General features: G+C 71.9%; 14 protein-coding genes. 6 read left to right on the top strand and 8 right to left on the bottom strand.

What is annotated here, in order from left to right; genetic code table 11:
* Positions 1 to 297: 297 nt before the first annotated feature.
* The 3 genes from DMB66_RS20905 to DMB66_RS20895 all read right to left on the bottom strand — a co-directional run bounded on the left by DMB66_RS20905 (position 298) and on the right by DMB66_RS20895 (position 2,454).
* Complete coding sequence (locus DMB66_RS20905; RefSeq protein ID WP_125805775.1) at positions 298 to 780, bottom strand: SRPBCC family protein; 483 nt, start codon at positions 778 to 780, stop codon at positions 298 to 300.
* Positions 777 to 1,100 (bottom strand): helix-turn-helix transcriptional regulator, encoded by a 324-nt coding sequence (locus DMB66_RS20900; protein ID WP_199752532.1) that lies wholly within the window; start codon positions 1,098 to 1,100, stop codon positions 777 to 779. Before DMB66_RS20900 ends, DMB66_RS20905 begins: the two co-directional genes overlap by 4 nt.
* A gap of 91 nt (positions 1,101 to 1,191) precedes the next feature.
* Entirely contained in the window at positions 1,192 to 2,454 is a 1,263-nt protein-coding gene (locus DMB66_RS20895; RefSeq protein WP_125805774.1) for an MFS transporter, read from the bottom strand.
* Positions 2,455 to 2,489: 35 nt separating this feature from the next.
* Between DMB66_RS20895 and DMB66_RS65260 the strand changes: the two genes are divergently transcribed.
* The gene (locus DMB66_RS65260) at positions 2,490 to 2,624 is read left to right on the top strand and encodes a hypothetical protein (RefSeq protein ID WP_255440870.1); all 135 of its coding nucleotides are present in this window, start codon (positions 2,490 to 2,492) and stop codon (positions 2,622 to 2,624) included.
* A gap of 73 nt (positions 2,625 to 2,697) precedes the next feature.
* Here the strand turns inward: DMB66_RS65260 and DMB66_RS63870 are convergent, their stop codons facing one another.
* Genes DMB66_RS63870 through DMB66_RS20875 form a run of 3 tightly spaced genes read right to left on the bottom strand, consistent with a single transcriptional unit; the run spans position 2,698 to position 4,504 of the window.
* Positions 2,698 to 3,210 (bottom strand): GNAT family N-acetyltransferase, encoded by a 513-nt coding sequence (locus DMB66_RS63870; protein WP_233624734.1) that lies wholly within the window; start codon positions 3,208 to 3,210, stop codon positions 2,698 to 2,700.
* A complete protein-coding gene (locus DMB66_RS20880) occupies positions 3,207 to 3,848 on the bottom strand; it encodes a DUF2064 domain-containing protein (protein ID WP_125805773.1) in 642 nt (213 codons plus the stop codon). The genes DMB66_RS63870 and DMB66_RS20880 overlap by 4 nt, the downstream gene beginning before the upstream one ends.
* A complete protein-coding gene (locus DMB66_RS20875) occupies positions 3,845 to 4,504 on the bottom strand; it encodes a glycosyltransferase family 2 protein (protein ID WP_125805772.1) in 660 nt (219 codons plus the stop codon). The genes DMB66_RS20880 and DMB66_RS20875 overlap by 4 nt, the downstream gene beginning before the upstream one ends.
* A gap of 142 nt (positions 4,505 to 4,646) precedes the next feature.
* Between DMB66_RS20875 and DMB66_RS20870 the strand changes: the two genes are divergently transcribed.
* Entirely contained in the window at positions 4,647 to 5,702 is a 1,056-nt protein-coding gene (locus DMB66_RS20870; protein WP_125805771.1) for an NAD(P)-dependent oxidoreductase, read from the top strand.
* Positions 5,699 to 7,072 carry a hypothetical protein gene (locus tag DMB66_RS20865; protein WP_125805770.1) on the top strand — a complete coding sequence of 458 codons (1,374 nt, stop codon included), beginning with the start codon at positions 5,699 to 5,701 and terminating at the stop codon, positions 7,070 to 7,072. Before DMB66_RS20870 ends, DMB66_RS20865 begins: the two co-directional genes overlap by 4 nt.
* A gap of 78 nt (positions 7,073 to 7,150) precedes the next feature.
* On the opposite strand, the gene DMB66_RS20860 is transcribed toward DMB66_RS20865, so the two are convergent.
* Positions 7,151 to 7,939 carry a beta-propeller fold lactonase family protein gene (locus DMB66_RS20860; protein ID WP_125805769.1) on the bottom strand — a complete coding sequence of 263 codons (789 nt, stop codon included), beginning with the start codon at positions 7,937 to 7,939 and terminating at the stop codon, positions 7,151 to 7,153.
* Positions 7,940 to 8,143: 204 nt separating this feature from the next.
* Between DMB66_RS20860 and DMB66_RS20855 the strand changes: the two genes are divergently transcribed.
* A complete protein-coding gene (locus tag DMB66_RS20855) occupies positions 8,144 to 9,865 on the top strand; it encodes a DUF1996 domain-containing protein (RefSeq protein ID WP_125805768.1) in 1,722 nt (573 codons plus the stop codon).
* Positions 9,866 to 9,911: 46 nt separating this feature from the next.
* On the opposite strand, the gene DMB66_RS20850 is transcribed toward DMB66_RS20855, so the two are convergent.
* A complete protein-coding gene (locus DMB66_RS20850) occupies positions 9,912 to 10,676 on the bottom strand; it encodes an SDR family NAD(P)-dependent oxidoreductase (RefSeq protein ID WP_125805767.1) in 765 nt (254 codons plus the stop codon).
* Between the two features lie 147 nt (positions 10,677 to 10,823).
* Here DMB66_RS20850 and DMB66_RS20845 point away from each other — a divergent pair, with 147 nt between their 5' ends.
* Entirely contained in the window at positions 10,824 to 11,861 is a 1,038-nt protein-coding gene (locus DMB66_RS20845) for a rhamnogalacturonan acetylesterase (protein ID WP_199752530.1), read from the top strand.
* A gap of 23 nt (positions 11,862 to 11,884) precedes the next feature.
* A complete protein-coding gene (locus DMB66_RS20840; RefSeq protein WP_233624733.1) occupies positions 11,885 to 12,919 on the top strand; it encodes an SGNH/GDSL hydrolase family protein in 1,035 nt (344 codons plus the stop codon).
* The last annotated feature ends 1 nt before the right edge of the window (position 12,920 follow it).

Genomic DNA, 12,920 nt, shown 5'->3' with positions numbered 1-12,920 from the left:
AACACGTTGTTCTCAATGTTCATGGTGCCAAGATGGCACATCTATGGCGCCACGTAAAGTCATAATGGCGCCACTATGGCACCAGCTCCTCGCCGCCTACGGCGGCGACTGGTACAACGTCATTCCGATCGCCGCCCATCGGTGCGGGTTCTACGCATGGGGCAATCTCACGCTGGGCGAAGCGGCATCCCGGGCCATCCGGACCGACCGGAACAACGCGAACGGCACGTCACCAGACCCGGTCGGACGTCCTGCTGGTACGCGGGGAAGCGGGACGTCCGGTCCATCCGGCGACGGTCAGGCTGCTGTGGTGAACAGGGCGGCGTAGCGGTTCAGGTAGAGCGGCCATCCTTCGTCGTGGGCGACGCCGTCGCGGACGGATTCCCAGCCGGGTCCGTGCCGGTCGAGGTGGCGGTGCTCCAGCTCGACCCTCGTACGCTGGGGTGTTTCGGCGACGAACCGGACCTCGACCTCGCTGGTGTTGTCCGGCTCGGTCTCGACCTGCCATTGCGGGCTGATGTCCCAGCTGAACACGACCCGGTCCGGCGGATCGTAGGCGAGCACCCGGGCCCAGCGGCATTCGGTGCCGTCGACGCCGCGGTCGTAGATGTGGCCGCCGACCTTCGGCTCGAACACGGTCTCGGCGATCGCCACGCCGAGCAGGTTGTGCTCCGGCGGCTTGAAGTCGCCGAACCGCTCGGTGAACACCGTGAAGGCGCGCTCGAGCGGCGCATTCACGATGATCTGCCGGCGCACCACCACATCCGGTGCCTGGGTCATGAGTCCTCCTCGGTCGGTTGTTCGACGACGTCCTGGTAACCGTCCAGCGCGCGATGCCAGAACGTGTCCAGTTGATCGCGCAGGGCGGCGACACCCGCGGGGTTGAGCCGGTAGACCCGGCGAGTGCCGGCGGTGCGGTCGGTGACCAGGCCGGCGTCCTTGAGCACCTTCAGGTGCTGGGACACCGCGGGCCGGCTGATCGGCAGTTCCTCGGCGAGCTCACCGACGGCCCGCGGCCGCTCCGCCAGGCACGCGATGATGGCGCGCCGGGTGGGGTCGCCCAGGGCGTCCCAGCCGGCACCGGCTTGGTAAGTAGCCACGAACGGTAAGCTACGACTTACCGATGGCGGAGTCAAGACTCCTGGACTGCCTCGATGCGAACAGAGCCGACTGCTGCGGCGCAGGATTCGGCTATGCGGTCGCGCTGTCCGGGCGTCGCAGAGTGATCAGCGGGATGACGGCCAGCGCGAGGATCCCGCCGCCCAGGGCGAGGGCGGCGTAGCTGGTGGCCGAGAGGACCATGCCGCTGGCGATGCCGCCTCCGGCGCCGGCGAGTGCGACGCAGAGGTCGACGGTTCCCTGCGTCCTGGCGCGGGTGTGCAGCGGCAGCGCATCAGTGATCATGGCGGTGCCGGACACGAGGCCGAGGTTCCAGCCCAGGCCGAGCAGCGCCAGGGCCGCGGCGAGGGCGGCGACTGAGCCGGTGGGGGCGGTGGCGGCGACGACGCCGGCGGCGAGCAGGGCCAGCCCGGCTGCCGCGGCGACGGGTATCCGGCCGAGGCGGTCCACGAGCAGCCCGGTCAGCGGGGACGGCAGGTACATCGCGCCGATGTGCACGGCGATGACCAGACCGGTGGCGGACAGGTCGTGGCCGTGGGCCTGCATGTGGATGGGGGTCATGGTCATCACCGCGACCATCACGATCTGGGTGATGACCATGGTGACGGCCCCGGCGGTCACGCCGCCGGCATAGCGCTTCGCTCGGGCCGGAGCCGGCCCGACGTCGGCGGCGACGGTCTCCTGCTCGGCGGCGGCGATGCGGCGGGAGATCTGCAGAGGGTCAGGACGCAGCAGGGCGAACAGCACAGTGCCGGCGACGGCGTAGGCGAGGGCGGCGAGCCCGAAGGGTCCGGCCAGGGCGGGGATACCCCAGTGCTGTGCGACGTGCCCGGTGGCGGCGACGAGGTTGGGGCCGGCGACGGCGCCGAGGGTGGTGGCGACGAGCACGGAGCTGACGGCGCGGCCGCGGCGCCCGGGTCCGACGAGGTCGGCGCCGGCGTAGCGGGCCTGCAGGTTGGTGGCAGTGCCGGCCCCGTACACGAGCAGGAACAGCATGAGTAGCGGGATGCTGTCGACGGCGGCGGCGAGCACGACTCCGGCGCCGCCGAGCGCGCCGGTGGTGTACCCGGCGGTCAGCCCGGTGCGGCGTCCGAAGCGCTGGGAGAGCCCGCCGACCATGAGGGCGGCGCCGGCGGATCCGGCGGTGAACAGGGCGACGGGTAGCCCGGACAGGCTGCTGGTGCCGAGCATGTCCGCGGCCAGCAACGCGCCGACGGTGATGCCGGCGGCGAGCCCGGCACCGCTGAATACCTGGGAGGCCATCACGACGACGAGGGTTCTGCGGTGCAAGGCTTCGCGGGCGGCGGGCGAGTCGGTGTAGATGATGGCGGCCATGCGGAGTTGGGGTCCTTCCGGTGCAAGAAGCCGCCGTGCCGGTCCAGCCAGCGGCCGACCGGGATCGCGACGACTGCCCAGGTGAGCACGGCGGCGGTCAGCGCGCCGGCGACGGCGGCAAGCCCGACAGGGCCGGCGCCGATGACGACGACCGGTACTGGTCGAGGTGAGTGCTCACGAGCGGCTCCTGTCTTACAGCAATGGTCAACAAGTCGAGGGGGTCGTGTGTGGCCCGGTGAGATGTCAGGTGATGGCGGGGCTGCGGCGTTCGATGAACACGACATCACGCCACCGGTTGCCCCGGGCGGTGTGCCGGCCGACCCGCTCGCGGACGCCGACCGTGCGGAACCCGCAGGAACGGTGCAGGGCCAGGCTGGCGGTGTTCTCCTGGAACACCCCGGACTGGATGGTGCCCAGCGGAACGGCGCGCTCGGGCCGCCCGCCTCGTGCCGGAGCTGGGCGTTGCCGGACCAGCTGCGGGTTCCGGGGCGAGCCAATTCGACGTGCAGCCGGCCATCGCGGGAGAGCAGCTCGCGGCATCGGCGCAGGAGTGTTTCGGGTTCGCCGCCGATGCCGATGTTTGCCGTCGGCGAGCAGCAGGTGCCGCCACCGGCCGTGTCCCGGCAGTGGACCGAAGACGTCGCGGCGCAGTGCGGTGGCGGGTCGTCCCGCGTCGGCGCGGCGGATGGCTTCCTCGAAGATGGCCAGGGCGGCGGGAGCAGCCGCCGGCGAGGTGGTGATGACGGTGGTCGTCATGCCGCCGCCACCGGGCGGGCCAGCTCGGATACGGCGTACGCGAAGCGACTGCCGGCGGGGCAGAGCGCGGCCACGGCCTGGGCGTCGGCGTAGGTGTCCACGTCGTGCAGCGTCGGCAGCGCCGCGACGCGGAGACCGCGAGCCCGCAGGGCGGCCAGGGTCGGTGCCCCGGTGTCCGGAGTGGACATCGGCACCCGCCACAACGCCTTGCCGTGCGACGGATTCCGGAGTCCTAGAGCCCACCAGCCGCCGTCGTCGGCGAGCCCGAGCACGGCGTCGCCCTCGTCGAGCCGTTGAACGGCGTCGGCCAGCAGCCCGGCGCTGATCTGCGGGGTGTCCATGCCGATCAACAGGCTCCCCACGCCGTCCAGCCGGGTGTCGGCATAGGCGTGGACCAGGCGTTCGCCGAGGGTCACGCCCCGCTGGGCCGTCCGGTGCCAGCCGGGCGGTGCCGGATGGTCGCCGTCGACGACGAGGCAGCGACGCGTGGCCGGCGCGGCGGTGACGGCGGCCACGGTGTCCGCGAGCGCGGCGGCGGCGACCACGGCGGCCTGGCCGGGAGTGCACGGCGGGCAGAGCCTGGTCTTGACCCGTCCCGGCACCGGCGTCTTGGCCAGCACGAGCACCTGGACGCTCATCGGGCGAGCACCGCGCTCATGTCGCGGATCGCCCGGGCGGTGCCGCGCACCGTGCCGGTGACCTTCGACGTGGTGCCCGCGGTCCGCCGCCGGTAGGCAACGTCGACCTCGATGACCTCCCAGCCGGCCCGGGCGGCGGCGATCAGCAGCTCGAGGGGATAGCCGAACCGGCGGTCCCGCAGGCCGAGGGCGAGCAGATCGTCGCGGCGGGCGGCGCGCATCGGCCCGATGTCGTGCACCCGCAGGCCGGTGGTGCGGCGCAACCGGTGGGCGAGCACGGCATTGCCGAGGCGGGCGTGCGGCGGCCACACGCCCCGGCCGGCCGGTCTGCGCCTGCCGACCGCCAGCCGGGCCGTACCGCCGCGGACCGGGTCGGCGACCAGCGGCAGCTCGCCGGGATCGAAGGAGCCGTCGGCGTCCATGACGCAGACCAGGCCATCGGCCGGGTCGGCGGCGAGAATCCCGGCGTGCACGGCGGCGCCGTAGCCGGGCTGTGGCACGGTCACGACCCGGGCACCGAGGCGGCGGGCCACCTCGGCCGAGCCGTCGGTCGAGCCGTTGTCGGCGACGATCGGCCGGTATCCGGCGGGCATCCGCGCCAGCAGCCAGGCCAGCGCGGGAGCCTCGTTGAGGCAGGGAAGAACGACATCGGTCACGAACGGAAGCTAGCCCGCGAACATAGGCCGCCGGCCACGGTCCGGCATTACGGCTTTCTTACGCGTACGAAGTCCTTACGATCCGCTGACATGATGCGCCGATCGGCGGCCGACGCCCCGCGACCCGCCTAACGTCGGCGCGGTGACCCACGTACTCGTAACCGGCGGCGCCGGCTTCATCGGCACCCATGTCAGCTCAGCCCTGCGCGAAGCCGGGCATGAGGTGAGCATCCTCGACGTCGGGCACCCGGCCGCGCACCCTGGCCCGCTGCCCGCGACTGTCCACTCCGTACCGGTTGTGCGCGCGGACGTCCGTGACCGGGCCGCCGTCGCGGGCGCGTTGCGTGGCGTCGACGCCGTCGTGCACCAGGCCGCGATGGTCGGGATGGGCGTCGACCTCGACGACCTACCGGAGTACGTCGGCTGCAACGATCTCGGCACCGCTGTGCTGCTCGCCGAGATGGCCCGCGCCGGCGTGCACCGCCTGGTGCTGGCCAGCTCGATGGTCGTCTACGGCGAAGGCGCCTACGCCTGCCCCGCCGACGGCCCGACCCGCCCGGCCGCACGCGCCGTCGCCGATCTGGCCGCGGGCAGGTTCGAGCCGACGTGCCCCTCCTGCGGGCTCCCGCTGACGTCCGTGCCGGTGGGCGAGGACGCCCCGCTCGACCCGCGCAGCGTGTACGCGGCCACCAAGCTCGCCCAGGAGCACCTCAGCGCGGCCTGGGCCCGGCAGTGCGGCGGCTCGGTGGTGGCCCTGCGCTACCACAACGTCTACGGGCCGGGGATGCCGCGGGACACGCCGTACAGCGGGGTGGCCGCGATCTTCCGGTCGGCGCTGGCGGCGGGCCGCGCCCCGAGGGTGTTCGAGGACGGGGCGCAGCGCCGCGACTTCGTGCACGTCAGCGATGTGGCGCGGGCCAACGTCGCCGCGCTCGCCGCGACCGCCCGTGGTGACCTGGCCGGGCTGCGGGCGTACAACGTGGCCTCGGGGCAGCCCGCGACGGTGGGCGAGATGGCCGCCGCCCTGGCCCGCGTGGTCGACGGCCCGGAGCCGGTGGTCACCGGCGAGTTCCGGCTCGGCGACGTGCGGCACGTGGTCGCCGAGCCCGCCCGTGCGGCCGCCGAGCTGGGTTTCCGCGCCCGGGTCGGCCTCGTCGCCGGCCTGACCGAGTTCGCGCACGCCGCTTTGCGCGGATGACCATCCACGGGCCGGCCGGGGTCGAGGACGCTCGGGCCGACCTCGTCACCGGCGGCGGCGCCCTCGGGCTCACCGTGCTGGCATCCGTCGTGGGTGCCGCGCTGTATCTCGCCGGGCGCCCGGTGCACGCCAGCGCCGCACCCTTCACCGCGATCTGGCTGCCGCACATCGGCCCGGGCACGCCCTTGGCGCTCGCCGTCGCGGTGCTGGTCGGATGGCACGGACAGCGGCTCGCCGGGACGATGGGCTGGCGGCGGCTGATGCTCGCCGGCTACGGCGCCGCCGTCGCGTGGATCGTGTCGCTCGCGCTGGTGGACGGCTGGCAGCGCGGGCTGGCCGGCCGGCTCACCACCGGGCACGAGTATCTCAGCGAGGTCGACGGGGTCACCGACGTGCCGGCCATGCTGCGCGGGTTCGCCGGCCGGATCCTGGACTTCCAGCCGGACTCGTGGACCACCCACGTCGCCGGTCACCCGCCCGGCGCCCTGCTCGTCTTCGTCGGTCTCGACCGGATCGGTCTCGGCGGGGGCGCCTGGGCCGCGCTGGCCTGCGTGGCCGTCGGCGCACTTGTCGCGGTGGCGGTGCCGGTGACGATCCGCGCGCTCGGCGACGAGGACGCCGCCCGCGCGGCCGTGCCGTTCCTGGTGTTGTTCCCCGGCGCGATCTGGATCGGCGCGTCCGCCGACGGGCTGTTCGCCGGGGTGGCCGCGACCGGGCTGGCGCTGCTCGCGGTCGCCCTGACCCGCCGGTGGATCTGGGCGGGCGCGGCCTCCGGCGCGCTCCTGGTCCTCGGCCTCTACCTGTCCTACGGCCTGACCCTGATCGCGGTGCCGATGCTGGCGGTGGTGCTCCTCGCCCGGCGGAGCGGACCCCTGCCGTGGCGCACGCTCGGCGCCATGACCGGTGCCGGCGTCACCGTCTTGGCGGCGTTCACGCTCTCCGGTTTCTGGTGGCTCGACGGCTACCGCCTGGTAGTCGAACGCTATTACCAGGGCATCGCGAGCGACCGGCCCTACGGGTACTGGGTGTGGGCCGACCTCGCGCTGGTGGTGGCCTGCGCCGGCCCGGTGGCCGCCGTCGTCCTGCGGCGAGCGGTGTCCCGGGTCTTTCCGTCCACTGTGTGGCGTCACCCGTCGTCGATGCTCGGCCTCGGACCGGTCGTGTCGCTGCCCGCCGCGGCTCTGGTCGCCGTTCTGGCCGCCGACCTGTCCGGGCTCAGCAAGGCGGAGGTGGAGCGGATCTGGCTGCCGTTCGCCGTCTGGCTCATGGCGGGCGCCGCGCTGCTCCCGCCCGCGACCAGGCGCGGCTGGCTCATCGTGCAGGCGACGCTCGCGCTGGTGGTCAATCATCTCCTGCTCACCACCTGGTGACAGAACCGCGTACCTCTGCGGCACACGAAAGGGCGGGCCCGAGGGCCCGCCCGTATACGTTTCTGCGGCTCGCGCCTGCTACCAGACGACCAGGCCCGCCATGCCGGATCCGTCGGCGAAGACGGGCAGGCCCTGGTTCTCGGTCTCGACGAGGGTGAGCTCGCCGTCCTCGCCGCCGATGCTGACCTTTCCCTCGCCGTCGACCGTGTAGAGGCTGATGGTCGAACTGCCCGGGTTGGTGCCATAGAAGAACTCGCCGGCTCGGGCGATCCAGCACAGCACCTGCTGACCCGACTCCACCGACGGGGTGATGACGTCCAGGGTGCCGTCCTCGCCCAGCGTGTACGAGGTGACCCCGGACTTGGCGGCCTCCGTGACGAGCAGGTGACCGGCCTGGTCGAAGACGAACGAAAACGGCACGGCCCCGGTCGACGCGGTGGAAACCGGTTCGTCGGAGAGCAGGCCGTTCTCGGCTACCGCGAAGACCTCAATCGTGTTCTTGCTCTTCGTGGTGACCAGCAGTTGCCGGCCGTCGGGGCTGAAGCCGACCTGCGGCGGGGAATCGGTGAACAGCGGCACGGCGTCGTTGGTGATGCCCAGCTTCCGGGTCGAGCCGGCGAGCGGGCGCAGCCCGTCGTGGGTCAGCCGGAAGCCGGTCACGTTCGTGGTGCCGCCGGCGTTGAGGACGTACACGGTCCGACCGGACACCGCGATGCTCGCCGGGAAGTCGCCGCCGGACTTCACCGTGCGCGGGTGGGTGAGCTTGCCGTCCCGCACCTGGAAGGTGGTGACCGAGTTGCTGCCGGCGTTCACCGCGATCATCACGTGGTGCCTGCGGTCGAAGACGAGGGATTCCTGCGACGCCAACGGGTCGACCGGCCGTCAGTGCGTAATGCCTTCCCGCCGACGACGCCGAGCTGAACGTTCCGTAGTCGCATCGGGCCTGAAGGTGCGGAGATCTTACCGACCGGTGACGCACCCGGCGAAGGCTGATCGACCCGGCCGGGGGCGTGCGTACCCCGGCACATAAGCGCGATCCGCGCCCTTCACCCCACAGAAGGAGACCCCTCGATGAAGGCCAGAAAGAGAACCCGTACCGGACGCATGGTCGCGGTGGCGGCGACGCTCATCGTGACAGCCGGGGCCACGGGCTACTTCGTGTCCAGCGGCGGAAAGGGCGAAGCGGCCGCGGAGACCAGCCTCGCCGACTTCGTGGCCATCGCGAAGGTCGCGCCGAACGTCGTGATCCCGCGACCACAACGCGGCGCCGCCACCGGCGTGTTCACTGTGGACTGCGGCACCAACGGCAACGGCAAGTTCAGCCCCGACAACCCGGTCGCCCAGCCCGGCATCAAGAACGGCGCCGAGCACGTCCACGACTTCGTCGGCAACCAGGCCATCACCGCCGACACCCCCGATGAGGTCCTCGCCGCCTCCGGCACCACCTGCCGCAACGGCGACAAGTCCTCCTACTTCTGGCCCGTCGTCCGCATCGACAAGGCTGTCCGCGCCGACACCGCCGCCGCCCTCGCCGACACCGTGCCGACGGTCTCCTGCCCGACCGTGCGCGACCGGCTCCCGGCCATGCCGGCCGGCGTACGGGCCGCCGTCGACCGCCAACTGGCCAAACTGGACCGCGCCCAGGCCGCCGCCAACGAGCGGATCGCCGCCAGCCGCGGGCAGATCGACGCCGACTTCAACAACTCGGTGATCCGGCCGCTCCGCGCCCAGCGGGCCACCGCGCTGAAGAAGATCAGCAGCATGCTCACCCGGCAGGGCCGCAAACCCGCCGGGCTGGTCTCCCTGGTCGAGTGCGAGGTCAGCTACGACGGCATGCACGCCGGGCACGCCACCGCGAACACCCGCAGCGTCGCCAACCCGAACGTGCGCTGCCCCTCCGTACGCGACAAGCTCGCCGACGTCCCGGAGCAGGCCGTCGACGAGGTGAACCGCAACCTGGCCGAGCTCGACCAGCAGATCGCCAACGCCGACGAGCGCCTGGTCCAGGCCCCCGGCGACGGCGGCGTGCTCGGCGCCCTGCAGTCGAAGCGGACCGCGACGATCGACCGGATCGGCATCGCCATCAGCCGCCGCGCAGCCCGGCCGGCCGGGCTGGACAAGCTCGCCGCCTGCACCATCGGCAAGGGGCAGGACACCCCGGCTCCGGCGCCCAGCGCCCCGCCGGCCAGCACTCCGCCCGCCGCCGGCGGCGACAAGGAACTCCAGGCCCCGAGCGGCCCGAACCTCGAACTCCCCGGCAACACCGGCGCCATCGTCCGTCCCGCCGCCGTCCTGATCGAATACCGCGGCAACGCCACGAGCAAGGTGACCCCGATGCCGCGCTTCCTGCGGGCCCTGACCGGCGACGCCAAGCCCACCAGCCGCGGCCCGGCCAACGCCCGCGCCACCTGGACCTGCTCCGGCTTCGCCGACCGGCTCTCCGACAAATACCCGATCTGCCCCGGCGGCAGCCAGGTCATGCGCGTCCAGGACTTCCCGGGCTGCTGGAACGGCCAGGACATCGACAGCGACAACCACCGCGCCCACCTGTCCTTCGCCGACACCAGGACCGGGGCCTGTCCCCAGGGCTTCACCGCCATCCCCCAGCTGCGGATCAGCATCTCCTACGACATCCCCCGCGCCGTGCAGGACAAGGGCCAGTTCGCCCTGGACTCCTTCCCCGAGGAGAACCACAACCCCTTCTCCGACCACAACGACTTCGTCAACGTCAACTCCGACCGCCAGATGAAGAAGATCGCCGCCTGCATCAACAGCGGCAAGCGCTGCGGCTGACCGGCGAGCCGGGGCGGGCATCCCGCCCCGGCACCGGGCGAGACCGTCAGACCGCGGTGTAGCCGCCGTCGGCCACGAGAATCGACCCGGTGATGAAGGACGCGGCGTCACTGGCGAGGAAGACGACGCTGGGAGCGATCTCCTCCGGCAGCGCGAAGCGTTGCTGGGGGCAGTCCTCGATCCAGTGGCGCCGGAACTCCGGCCGGTCCACCGGCGCCATCTCGGTCTTGACGTATCCGGGCGCGACGGCGTTGACCCGGATCCCGTACGGCGCCCATTCCACCGCCATCGACTTGGTGAGGTGGTGCACCGCGGCCTTCGACGCGTTGTACGCGAGCTGCCATTGCGGGCGGTTGACGATGATGCCCGACATGCTGCCGATGTTGACGATCGAGCCGGCGCCGTGGCGGCGCATGCCGGCGCCCACGGCGAGGGACGTCTTCCAGAGCGCGCGGACGTTGAGGTCGAAGACGCCGGACCACTCGTCGTCGGTCACGTCGAAGGACGGCGCGTGATAGCACGTTCCCGCGTTGTTGACCAGGATGTCGATCCGGCCGTCGAAGGCGTTGAGCGCCTGCTCCGTCATGGCTGAGACCTGGGCGTCATCGGTGATGTCGGCCGTGATGGTGACGTAGTCGAAGCCCGCCTCCGCGGCCTGCGCGGCGGCTGCCCGGTTCGCCTCCGCCCGCCGGCCGGAGATGGCGACTCGCGCGCCCGCCTGCGCCAGGCCCAGGGCGAACGCCTTGCCGAGCCCTTGGTTTCCGCCCGTGACGAGGGCGGTCTTACCTTCCAGGCCGAAGGGAGATCTCATCGGGAAGACCTTTCATTGACTGTCGTGAATGTAAGCGATAAGTTGAGGTATCAAACTAACTAAGGGCTGGTCGTCAACGCTGGCCGTCGGCGCTGGAGGACAGGCTTGAGGAAGCAACCACGGGCCCGTGTCATGGTGGCTGCCGCCGTGACGGGCCTGATCGTCAGCACCCCGATCGGGATGACCATGCCCGCCACCGCCGGCGCCACCGCCACCGCCGCGCTGCCCGTGCAGTGCACGGGCACGTCACCGGTCACCTGCCACTACGCCCTCGCTCCGGGCAACTATGACGTCGCCGTGTCGATCGGTGACACCGCGGCGGCCGGGAACACCTCGATGTGGGTCGAGGCCCGACGTCTCATCCTGCCCGCCGTGAGCACCGCGCCGGGAACGGTCGCGAGATATTCCGCCACGGTCAACGTGCGCCAGCCGGAGGGGCAGCCGACCGGCCAGGGCGGCACCGGCACACCCGGCCTCGACATCACGTTCGCCGGGACGGCGCCGAAGGTCACCGCGGTAACGGTCACTCCGGCACGTGCCCCGCTCGCCGTCTACCTGGCCGGCGATTCCACGGTCTGTGACCAGCCCACTCAGCCCTACACCGGCTGGGGACAGATGATCACCGGCCGGGTCGGCCCGGGCGCCGTCGTCGCCAACTACTCCGACTCCGGCGAGAGCTCCGGCAGTTTCCTCGCCGACGCCGCCCTGTTCCCGACCGTGCGGCCGCTGATCCGGCAGCACGATCTGGTGCTGATTCAGTTCGGGCACAACGACAAGCAAACCACCGCGGCCGCCTACCGCGACAACCTGACCACCATGATCAGCCAGGTTCGGGCCCGGGGCGGGGTGCCGGTGCTGGTGACCCCGCCCGTGCGCCGGCTGTTCAGCGGCAGTCAGCTCACCCCGACCGCCCTGCACGTCAACGGCCTCGGGGTGGACCTGCCCGCCGAGATGCGCGCCCTCGGCACCGCCCGGAACGTGCCGGTCATCGACCTGACCGCGCGCAGCGAGGCCCTGGTCGAATCGCTCGGCCCGGCGAACTCGACGCGGCTGTTCCTGAGCGCCGCGACCGACGGCGTCACCGACAACACCCATTTCTCGCAGGACGGCGCCACCCAGATGGCCGACCTCGTCGTGCGAGGCATCCGCGAGCGTGGCCTGTCCCTCGTCCGCTTCCTCCGGTAGGCCACTCCAGAAAGGACATTGTCGTGCCGATCGCCGCATTGCCAGGACGTGCCTTGCTCGCCGCCGCCATGGTGGCGATCGTCGCCGTGGGAGCGCTGACCGGGCTGCCCGCCACCGCCGCGGTCGGCGACGGCTCGCCGACGGACCCGAACGTCAAGTTCGTCGGGCGCTGGGACACCAGCTCCACCGCCCGGTACGTGTCCAAGTGGGCCGGCGGCTACGTCAAGGTCGGCTTCACCGGCCGGACGGTGAAGCTGAAACAGCGCAACGCGATCGACTTCTTCGCCAGCATCGACGGCGGCCCGGACGTGGCGTACAAGAACGTCAGCGGCACGGTGAACCTCACCCCGACCTCGCTCGCCGCCGGCAACCACACGCTCCGGGTGTCGTACCGTCCGGTTGCCGGCTCCTACCATGGCGACGCCGTGTACCAGGGTGTGGTCCTCGACGCCGGCGCGCAGACGTTCGCCCCGCCGGTCTCCGCGCGGACCATCGAGTTCATCGGTGACTCCATCACGGTGGGCCAGTTGTCCTCCAAGCAGGCGCTGACCGCGTACGGCTGGCTGGTCGGCGAGCGGCTCAAGGTCGAGCACACCCAGATCGCCCAGGGCGGCGCCTGCCTGGTCGCCACGGCCGACGGCTGCGTCGGCCTGAGCGTGCAGTTCCTCAAGACCGGGGCCGAGCCCGGCTCACCGGACTGGAACTTCGCGCGCTACCGGGCCGACGCGGTGGTGATCAACCTCGGCACCAACGACTCCGGCCACGGCGTGCACACCCCGGAGTTCCAGGCCACGTACGTGACGCTGCTGGAGCGCGTCCGGCAGAAATACCCGAACGCCGCCATCTTCGCGATGCAGACGTTCCGCAAGCGCTTCGTCACGCAGACCCAGAACGCGGTGACCGCGCGCACCACCGCCGGCGACCGCAACGTGTTCTTCGTCAACACCGAGGGCTGGATCACCGAGTCCACCGACACGGTCGACAACGTGCACCCCAACGACCAGGGCCAGCGGAAGATCGCTGATCGCCTCGCCCCGATCATCGCCGCCCGACTCTGAA

It is taken from the genome of Actinoplanes sp. ATCC 53533, assembly GCF_003947245.1.
The sequence above is the reverse complement of the archived record's forward strand: the minus strand, read 5'-3'. Positions and strand labels throughout refer to the sequence as shown.

Excerpts from the sequence above, each read along its gene's own strand:
- DMB66_RS20905 (WP_125805775.1), bottom strand. The coding sequence starts at position 780 with ATGACCCAGGCACCGGATGTGGTGGTGCGCCGGCAGATCATCGTGAAT.
- DMB66_RS20895 (WP_125805774.1), bottom strand. The coding sequence starts at position 2,454 with ATGGCCGCCATCATCTACACCGACTCGCCCGCCGCCCGCGAAGCCTTG.
- DMB66_RS63870 (WP_233624734.1), bottom strand. The coding sequence starts at position 3,210 with ATGACGACCACCGTCATCACCACCTCGCCGGCGGCTGCTCCCGCCGCC.
- DMB66_RS20880 (WP_125805773.1), bottom strand. The coding sequence starts at position 3,848 with ATGAGCGTCCAGGTGCTCGTGCTGGCCAAGACGCCGGTGCCGGGACGG.
- DMB66_RS20865 (WP_125805770.1), top strand. The coding sequence starts at position 5,699 with ATGACCATCCACGGGCCGGCCGGGGTCGAGGACGCTCGGGCCGACCTC.
- DMB66_RS20855 (WP_125805768.1), top strand. The coding sequence starts at position 8,144 with ATGAAGGCCAGAAAGAGAACCCGTACCGGACGCATGGTCGCGGTGGCG.
- DMB66_RS20850 (WP_125805767.1), bottom strand. The coding sequence starts at position 10,676 with ATGAGATCTCCCTTCGGCCTGGAAGGTAAGACCGCCCTCGTCACGGGC.